Source organism: Bradyrhizobium sp., from assembly GCF_036735945.1.
GTDB lineage: Bacteria > Pseudomonadota > Alphaproteobacteria > Rhizobiales > Xanthobacteraceae > Bradyrhizobium.
The window spans coordinates 1-8,812 of the sequence record NZ_DAINNI010000165.1 but is presented as its reverse complement, the minus strand read 5'-3'; the positions used below and the strand labels follow the sequence as shown (position 1 = coordinate 8,812).

Genomic DNA, 8,812 nt, shown 5'->3' with positions numbered 1-8,812 from the left:
GTATCCTCTACGGCAATATCGGCGGCGGCAACCGGCTCGACTTCACCTGCATCGGGCCGGCGGTGAATCTGGCGGCACGGCTGGAAAAGATCGCAAGCCAGACCCGGCGCACGATCGTCGCGTCAGAAGGTTTTGCCGGCATCTGCCGTGGCGGGTGGAGCGATCTCGGCGAGTTTCCGGTCGCAGGCTTCGCCAAGGCCGCGCGCGTCTTTGGCCTCGCCGACGAGACGTCCGCGGCGGCGTGACGTTCGCTAGGGCGCGGGCAGTTAACGCGGCGTTAACCATACTTCTTCATTGGTGGTTAAACATTTCTCGCGCCGCAGGGGGCTTTCCTGTCGATCTCGGTTGGATCAAACGCCGCCTCCTACCTCAGCTATGCCGGTAATGCCTACGGGGCCGTCAGCACGGCGTCGAAAGCCGGCCCTGCGTCGACTGACAGCACTGCCGATGCGTCCTCGCCGTCATCATCGACCTCGGTGACGCTGTCCGACGAGGCCAAGGCCTATCTGGCACAGACGGCGGCGGACACCGAACAGCCCACGGTCGCGACCCTCACCGCGCGGGCACGCGCCTGGTTCGACCAGCAATACGCTTCGCTCGGAACGTCATCGGCGATGCTCGATGGACAGGTCGCGGTCGACTTTTCCGGCCAGACCCGCGCGACCTTGTCGGTGATCTCTGATAATGCGAGCGGCCAGTTCTCGACGGACGAGGCGACGGCAGCGACCAGGACATTGCAGTCGCGGTTCAACGACGCGATGTCGCCCCATGTCGTGATCGCCCGCCACAACGGGGGTTACGCAAGCCTTTACGCCGCGGCGTCGGACTATCTCGATCAGGCTGGCAGCGACGAGAAGGCGACCATGTCCTGGCAGGATCAGAAGCAGGCCGTGCTGGACGGCCTGGCCGCGGCCCGGGCAAGCTTCGGCAAGGCACCAGTAACCGGCAACGATGCCGATCCGGTGCGAGCGCTGCTCGACAAGGCGCCCACGCAAGTCGCTTCCGGCACGGATTCAAGTCCCGCTACCCTGGCCGGCAACGCGCGGGTGATGCTCGATGCGCAGGCGGGCAGTGCGCGGGACAGCGGCAAGGACCTGGTATTCACCGGTGGCCGGCAGACCGGCCAACAAGTGGATTTTACCGACTTCGACAATCGCACCCTTGCGGTCGTGGCCTTGAACAGTGACGCGTCGTTCTCGGCGCAGGAAGCCAGCGCCGCGAAGGCCGAACTCAATCAGCGCGCACGAAGCAGCCTGGTGAATGCGTTCGGCGGCGACGGCATCAGGGCCAGCAGCATGGCGCTGCTGCAACACTATTCGAACATGAGCCCCGAGGAGCGAAGCGTTCTCGGCTTCAACGAGAACTACGTCAACCGGATCGCGGCGAACTACCGCACGGCGGCATCGATACAGAACAGCCTCGGCTCCGGTTCCGGTGCCGGGCTGGCGGCATATTTGTGATTTTGCGGCGCTGACCTTTCTTCGGCTTCGTCGTATGGCCCCGGATTTCGCTGCGCTCCATCCGGGCTACGCGCTGTTCACGATCCCGTAGCCCGGATGGAGCGCAGCGAAATCCGGGTCAGTCTTTCCGCTCGCCGAAATTGCTCGTATCCGTGCCGCTGTCTCCACCCCAGTCAGGCGCCAGAATACCCGCGCGAACGTAGCGATGCAGCGAGGAAAAAGGCCAATCTGACGGCGATGTTGCCAGCCGGTGTTTGACCGGATTGAAGTGCACATAGTCGGCGCAACGTTCGAAATCCCGTTCGTCGCGTATGGTGTGTTCCCAAAATCGCTTTTGCCAAAGTGCGTATTCGCCGCGATGGTCGCGCGAAATTTCAGCGCCCGTTGCGATGACGCTCCGCGTGAAACTTCCCTTGATCCGTCGCCACCTGTCCGAGAAGTCCGAATCACCGGGCGGCAGTGTCAGAATTGCATGCAGGTGGTCCGGCAGAATGACGATCGCATCCACGACAAAGGGCCGCTCGTTGTGCGTGCTTCGAAATGCGGAGCGCAACAGGGAAACATGATCGACGAGCGCCGATGACCTTCGGTCGTTCAACGTGACCGTGAAGAAAAACGTTTCACCGGGAACGAAGTTGCGCCGATAGTAAACCATACGACAGTCTACCCCGGATTGCGCTGCGCTCCATCCGGGCTACGGAAATTATTCCTCCGGCTCTGTCGTGAACAGCAGGGGATAGCCCTTGGCGCGGCCGGCATCGGTGGCGCGGGTCGCCTTGGTCTCGGCGACATCCTTGGTGAACACGGCGACCACGCAGACGCCGCGGCGGTGCGCCGTGATCATCACCTTGTGCGCCTGGTCCTCGGTCATGCGGAATTCGGCCTTCAGCACCGTGACGACGAACTCGCGCGGCGTGTAATCGTCATTGATCAGGATGACCTTGTGCAGGCGTGGCCGCTCGGTCCTGGTCTTGACCCTGGTTTTTGGCTTGACGACGGTATCGGCCATTTCCGCTAGCGCCTCGCATCGAACGAATCCCGTGCGGTGCTGCCGTCAGTTCGCGCGGCACTCCGCCAGACGCTCCGCCAAGCCGTGATCCCGCGGCTGACGGGCCATCGTGACCAGTTTACAGGCTCCAGCGCTGTCCTCAAACCGGGCGCTCGCGGGACAAGGCCCGATGCTAACCCGAATGTGAAGGACAAATGATTTCAGCGCTTTGCGTCGGACAATTTGCGTGTCACCATCACTGACATTCGACGGGAGGGCAGCAATGCGCTGGTATGTCTCGATCGGGGTCCTGCTTGCGGCTGGCGTGCTCGCCGGCGACATGCCGGGTTTTGCCGCGGCGAACCGGGCGGGCCATCAGCCCGGCGCCGATAGAAGCCAACTGGCCGCCCAGAAGGATGCCAATCCGACCGTCGACGTCGAACTCGTCCTGGCCGTCGACGTCTCCTATTCGATGGACATGGACGAACTCGCGCTGCAGCGGGAAGGCTATGCCCACGCCATCATCTCCAAGGAATTCCTGCAGGCGCTGAAGAGCGGCCCGAACGGCCGGATCGCGGTCACCTATTTCGAATGGGCCGCCTCCACGGACCAGAAGATCATCATACCGTGGCGCGTGATCGACGGGCCCGAGACCGCGGATGCCGTCGCCAATGAAATCATCAAGACGCCGATCCGCCGGGCGTCGCGCACCTCGATCTCGGGGGCGATCAACTTCGCCATGCCGCTGTTCGACGAGAGCCCGCACCGCGGCCTGCGGCGCGTGATCGATATTTCCGGCGACGGCCCCAACAACAACGGCATGCCGGTGACGCTCGCGCGCGATGCCGCGGTGGAAAAGGGTATCGTCATCAACGGCCTGCCGATCATGGTGAAAGAGCCGTCTTACTCCACCATGGATATCGACAATCTCGATTTCTATTACGAGGACTGCGTCATCGGCGGTCCCGGCGCGTTCGTGGTGACGATCAAGGACCGCGACAAGTTCAAGGAGGCGATCCGCACCAAGCTGCTGCTGGAAGTCGCCAGCCGCACGCCCGAGCGCCCCGTCGTCCCCGCCGCCGGCAAGGAGCCGCGCGTCAACTGCATGATCGGCGAGAAGATCTGGCAGGACAGGTGGGGGCGCTGATCCTACCCTCCCGGGAGGGCCCCTCCAGGGGAGGGTGAAGAGCGCCGGCTTATCTCCTGAACTTCGCTACCAATTCCACATGCGGCGTGTGGCGGAATTGATCGACCGGCGTGACGCCGTCGATGCGGTATCCGCCTTCAATCAGGATCTTCGCATCGCGTGCGAAGGTCGTGACGTTGCAGGACACCGCTACGACCGTCGGCACCTTGCTCGCGGCGAGCTGGGTCGCCTGCGCCTGTGCGCCCTGCCGCGGGGGATCGAATACCACCGTGTCGTAGTCGCGCAACTCCTGCGGCATCAGGGGGCGCCGGAACAGGTCGCGCGCCTCGGCTTTCACCGGCTTCAGGCCCGGCGTGGAGGTCGCGGCCTTCTGCAGCGCCGCGACCGCGCCGGCGTCGCTGTCGAAGGCGGCGACCCTGGCCCTTGCGGCGAGCCGCAGCGCAAACGGTCCGACGCCGCAAAAGAGATCGGCGATGTTCTTGCCGCGCTTGCAGTGGTCGGCGACCTGCGCGGCCAGCATTTCCTCGCCGGCCACGGTGGCCTGCAGGAACGAGCCCGGTGGCAGCGCGACCCTGGCGCTGCCCATGGTGACGACTGGCGGTGTCCGCATCAGCACCAGTTCGCCGTGGCGCGTCAGCCGCGCCAGCCGGTTCTGTTCGGCGATCCGCGAGAGGCGGGTGATGATCGCGGTCGACAACGGCCCGGAGCCGCGCACGTCGATATCGAGCCCGCTCTCGGTCGCGGTGACCTGGATGTCGAGCGGCTTCCCCATCGCGATCAGCGGCTCGGCGACGGCCCAGGCCGCCTCGATCGCGCCGTCCAGGTGCGGGTCGAGGATCGGGCAGCGGTCGATCGGAACGATGTCGTGCGCGCCGGCGGCGGCGTAGCCGACCTTGAGCACGTCGTGCGTTCCCATCCGCCCATGCAGCGTGATGCGCCGGCGCCCGGCGCCATGGGTGTCCACCAGCGGCGCCACCTCGCATTCGATCCCGGACTGCGCCAGCGTCGTCACGACCAGTTCGCGCTTCCAGGCGCGATAGGGCTCGGCCTGCCAGTGCTGGATCGCGCAGCCGCCGCAGACGCCGAAATGCGGACAGAACGGCGCGATCCGCTGTGCGCTCGCGATCTCGACCTTGAGCAGCCGCCGCCGGTCGGGATGGTGGCCGGGGACGGGAGCGGCCTCGATCGTCTCGCCGCCCAGCGTATACGGCACGTAGATATTGCCGCCGCTGCCGGTCACGACGCCGTCGCCGTGATGGCCGACATGGTCGATGACGAGACGCTCGCTGTCAGCCACGGCGCGCGCCCATGAAGAACTCGATATTGCCGTCGCCGCCGGTGATGGAGGAGGGAAACACCTCGATGCCGCTACAGCCGAGCGAGGCGGCGAAAGCCGAGATGTCGTCGCAGATTCCCTGATGCACCATCGCGTTGCGGATGATGCCGTGCCTGGAATGCTTTCGCTCCGCCTCGAATTGCGGCTTGATCAGCGCGAGCAGATGCATGGGCGCCGCCGCGAGCGAGAGCGCCGCCGGCAGCACCGCTTTCAACGAGATGAAGCTGACGTCGATGACGACGACATCGGGCCGCACCGGCAGCCGCGTATCCGCGAGCTTGCGAATGTCGGTCTCTTCCATCGAGACGACGCGGGGATGGCCCTGCAGCGACGGGTGCAACTGGCCGTGGCCGACATCGATCGCAAAGACGAGGCTGGCGCCGTTCGCCAGCAGCACCTCGGTGAAGCCGCCGGTGGAAGCGCCGACGTCGAGGCAGACATGCCCCTCGATATCGATCGGGTACTGCTCCAGGGCGCCAGCGAGCTTGACGCCGCCGCGCGAGACCCAAGGGTGCGCCGGCTGCGCCGACAGATCCGCGTTGGCCGATATCAACTCCGCCGCCTTCAGCACGGGCCTGCCGTCGGCCGTCACGCCGCCGGCGTCGATCGCGGCGCGGGCGCGGGCGCGGCTTTCGAACAGGCCGCGCTCGACGAGCAGCACGTCCACGCGCTTGCGGGCTGAAGTCGCCATGTCGTCTCTCGCAGCCAATGTCAGTCCGATATGCGGCGATCCGCCGCGAGCGCGACGCAGGCCTCGAACGAGGCGAGGTCGTGCCAGATATCTTCAGGCCGTTGTCGCGGTGTCACCAGTCTAGCACCATGCAGATCGAGCGTGTGGATCATCATCAGATTGTCCGCCAGGCCGAAATCCTCCACCGTCAATCCGTCATCGTCGATCAAATGGCCGGCGGCTGCTTTCTTCACCGCAAAGGATCGCGCGACCCGCTCGGTGTAGAGGGCGGGATCGTTGCTGTAGGCGAGGCAGAGCTTGCCGCGGCCGGCCATGTAGCCGAGTTCATAGACGGTGCCGGCGTCGGCACTGGGGCCGCGAAACGGCGTTAGATTGGCGATGATCGCATCCGCCGCGTCCATCATCGCCTCATTGGCCTTGAAGATGGCGAGCGAGGTGCCGGCGGCCGTGAGGTCGATGGCATTGTCGAGCGGATACAGCCCGGTCAAACCATGACGGGCGCAGATCGCGGCCTTGCGGCGTCCGATCTCGACGGCATCCGGCAGGAACACGTCGGGACCTGCCAGATAGATCTTCATGGGATTACCGGCAAAAGAGCCAAGCCTTCGGTTCCGAGCAAGTCAGATCCGAAGGGAGGTAACTCAGGCGAGCTTGACCGACTCGGTCTTGTAGTCCTTGCCGAGCGCGTCGAACACCTTGGCGACGATGCCCTTGGCGTCGAGGCCGGCGCGGGCGTACATCGCCGCCGGCGAGTCATGATCGAGGAACTCGTCGGGCAGGATCATCGAGCGCATCCGCAGGCCGCCGTCGAGCATGCCGTGGTCGGACAGCGTCTGCATGACATGCGAGCCGAAGCCGCCGATCGAGCCTTCCTCGATGGTGAGCAGGACCTCGTGGTCGCGCGCCAGCTTCAGCAGCAGATCGACGTCGAGCGGCTTCATGAAGCGGGCATCGGCGATCGTGGTGGAGAGGCCATGGGCGGCGAGTTCGTCCGCGGCCTTCTCGCATTCGGCCAGACGCGTGCCGAAGGAGAACAGGGCGACCTTGTTGCCCTGGCGGATGACGCGGCCCTTGCCGATCTCGAGGGGAATGCCGACCTCGGGCATTTCGACGCCGCGGCCTTCGCCGCGCGGATAGCGCACCGCGCTCGGCCGGTCGTTGATCGAAACCTGGGTCGCGACCATGTGCACCAGTTCGGCCTCGTCGGACGCCGCCATGATCACGAAGTTCGGCAGACAGCCGAGATAGGCGTTGTCGAACGAACCGGCATGGGTGGCGCCGTCGGCGCCGACCAGTCCGGCGCGGTCGATCGCGAAGCGGACCGGCAGGCTCTGGATCGCGACGTCATGGACCACCTGGTCGTAGCCGCGCTGCAGGAACGTCGAGTAGATCGCGCAGAACGGCTTGTATCCTTCGGTGGCGAGGCCCGCGGCGAAGGTCACCGCGTGCTGCTCGGCAATGCCGACGTCGAAGGTGCGGTCGGGGAACGCCTTGTTGAAGATGTCGACGCCGGTGCCGGACGGCATCGCCGCGGTAATCGCAACGATCTTGTCGTCCTTCTCGGCTTCCTTGACGAGGCTCTGGCCGAACACGTTCTGGTAGGCCGGCGCATTGGGCTTGGCCTTGGCCTGGGCACCGGTCGCGACGTCGAACTTGACGACGGCATGATACTTGTCGGCGGAGGCTTCCGCCGGGCCGTAGCCCTTGCCCTTCTGGGTCACGACGTGGACCAGGATCGGGCCGGTCTCCATGTCGCGGACGTTCTTCAGCACCGGCAGCAGGTGGTCGAGGTTGTGGCCGTCGATCGGGCCGACATAGTAGAAGCCGAGTTCCTCGAACAGCGTGCCGCCGTCCATCATGAAGCCGCGGGAGTATTCCTCGACGCGGTTGGCGCGGTTGGCGAGGATCTTCGGCAGGCGCTTGTTGATCTGCTTGGCCGCCTCGCGCAGCGTGCGGTAGGTCTTGCCGGAGTAGAGGCGCGACAGATACGCGCTCATCGCGCCGACCGGCGGCGCGATCGACATGTCGTTGTCGTTGAGGATCACGATCAGGCGCGAATTCATCGCACCCGCATTGTTCATGGCTTCATAGGCCATGCCCGCCGACATCGAACCGTCACCGATCACGGAGATGATGTTGTTCTTGCCGCCGGAGAGGTCGCGCGCGACCGCCATGCCGAGGCCGGCCGAAATCGAGGTCGAGGAATGCGCGGCGCCGAACGGATCGTAATCGCTCTCGCTGCGCTTGGTGAAGCCGGAGAGGCCCCCGCCGGTGCGCAGCGTGCGGATACGGTCGCGACGGCCGGTCAGGATCTTGTGCGGGTAGGCCTGGTGGCCGACGTCCCAGATCAGGCGGTCGCGCGGCGTATCGAAGATGTAGTGGATCGCGGTGGTCAGTTCGACGACGCCGAGGCCGGCGCCGAAATGGCCGCCGGTCACCGACACGGCGTCGATGGTTTCCTGGCGGAGTTCGTCGGCGACCTGCCGTACCTGCTCGATCTTGAGCTTGCGAAGGTCGTCGGGCGTGCGAATGGTGTCCAGAAGCGGCGTCTTGCTAAATGTGGTCACAGCGATATTCCAATTTTGCATGTCAGGGACGATGGCCCGACGCGAGATGGGAAGCGCGTTAACCGCGCCGTGAGAATCCAGACCCGGCTACCAGTTCGGCAGGCAGGTAACTGATTGAAAGCTTAGATGCACTCCAGATTGAACCCTGTGATATGCATCACGTTAGTAGCTTCTAACCCTTCCCGGTTCATTTCTTCAGCGATTTGAAGCGCTTGTCGCCGTACACAGCCGGACGCAAGCTGCTCTCCCCAGCCCATTAACCTGAAGCTTTACACCAAAGCGGCCGCCAAAGCCAACCCGCAGCGGCGAATCGGTTCCAGGGTACGCGCTCAAAAAGTCCGTTTTTTTCAACCGCTGCGGCGGGCGGATGGTTCCAGTTTGCTCAAATCGTCGGCACTTTTAGTCGCCAGTATGGCCGATTCGATCGTCTTCCAGGCCCGTTCGTGTGCGACAGAATCGCCGGTCGCGACCTCGAGCGCCGCATCCGGGGCGGCGACGCGACCGCTGAGCGGCACCGGGCCGCAGACGATCATGAAGAAGTCGTAGGCGTTGGGCACTTCGTTGGCCATCACGAACTGGAAATGCACGCGGAAGAACTGCCAGCGAAACTTGTCGTAGTGCTC

Annotated in this window: 8 protein-coding genes and 2 pseudogenes; 3 read left to right on the top strand and 7 right to left on the bottom strand. The window is 64.8% G+C overall.

Annotation, left to right across the window (positions count from 1 at the left end; all coding sequences use genetic code 11):
• Both V7E26_RS27510 and V7E26_RS27505 read left to right on the top strand, forming a co-directional pair.
• Window positions 1–245 (top strand): annotated as a pseudogene (locus tag V7E26_RS27510) (adenylate/guanylate cyclase domain-containing protein); the annotation flags it as partial.
• A 231-nt stretch (window positions 246–476) separates the two neighbouring features.
• Window positions 477–1,460: a hypothetical protein gene (locus V7E26_RS27505; RefSeq protein ID WP_324422419.1), complete on the top strand. Its 984-nt coding sequence runs from the start codon at window positions 477–479 to the stop codon at window positions 1,458–1,460.
• A gap of 118 nt (window positions 1,461–1,578) precedes the next feature.
• Here V7E26_RS27505 and V7E26_RS27500 read toward each other — a convergent pair whose 3' ends face one another.
• A complete protein-coding gene (locus tag V7E26_RS27500) occupies window positions 1,579–2,115 on the bottom strand; it encodes an REP-associated tyrosine transposase (protein ID WP_324422417.1) in 537 nt (178 codons plus the stop codon).
• Window positions 2,116–2,163: 48 nt separating this feature from the next.
• Window positions 2,164–2,469, bottom strand: coding sequence for an ATP-dependent Clp protease adapter ClpS (clpS, locus tag V7E26_RS27495; RefSeq protein WP_324422415.1), 306 nt, complete (start codon window positions 2,467–2,469; stop codon window positions 2,164–2,166).
• 262 nt (window positions 2,470–2,731) lie between these two features.
• Here clpS and V7E26_RS27490 point away from each other — a divergent pair, with 262 nt between their 5' ends.
• Window positions 2,732–3,595 carry a DUF1194 domain-containing protein gene (locus V7E26_RS27490; protein WP_324422413.1) on the top strand — a complete coding sequence of 288 codons (864 nt, stop codon included), beginning with the start codon at window positions 2,732–2,734 and terminating at the stop codon, window positions 3,593–3,595.
• A gap of 49 nt (window positions 3,596–3,644) precedes the next feature.
• Here the strand turns inward: V7E26_RS27490 and V7E26_RS27485 are convergent, their stop codons facing one another.
• The 5 genes and pseudogenes from V7E26_RS27485 to V7E26_RS27465 all read right to left on the bottom strand — a co-directional run.
• The gene (locus V7E26_RS27485) at window positions 3,645–4,892 is read right to left on the bottom strand and encodes a class I SAM-dependent RNA methyltransferase (protein WP_324422411.1); all 1,248 of its coding nucleotides are present in this window, start codon (window positions 4,890–4,892) and stop codon (window positions 3,645–3,647) included.
• Window positions 4,885–5,622 carry a TlyA family RNA methyltransferase gene (locus tag V7E26_RS27480; protein ID WP_324422409.1) on the bottom strand — a complete coding sequence of 246 codons (738 nt, stop codon included), beginning with the start codon at window positions 5,620–5,622 and terminating at the stop codon, window positions 4,885–4,887. The genes V7E26_RS27485 and V7E26_RS27480 overlap by 8 nt, the downstream gene beginning before the upstream one ends.
• A 20-nt stretch (window positions 5,623–5,642) precedes the next feature.
• Window positions 5,643–6,200, bottom strand: a complete 558-nt coding sequence (locus V7E26_RS27475; protein ID WP_324422407.1) for a nucleoside 2-deoxyribosyltransferase — start codon at window positions 6,198–6,200, stop codon at window positions 5,643–5,645.
• A 63-nt stretch (window positions 6,201–6,263) separates the two neighbouring features.
• The gene (gene dxs / locus V7E26_RS27470) at window positions 6,264–8,210 is read right to left on the bottom strand and encodes a 1-deoxy-D-xylulose-5-phosphate synthase (RefSeq protein WP_324422404.1); all 1,947 of its coding nucleotides are present in this window, start codon (window positions 8,208–8,210) and stop codon (window positions 6,264–6,266) included.
• 326 nt (window positions 8,211–8,536) lie between these two features.
• Window positions 8,537–8,812: pseudogene (locus V7E26_RS27465) on the bottom strand (hypothetical protein); the annotation flags it as partial.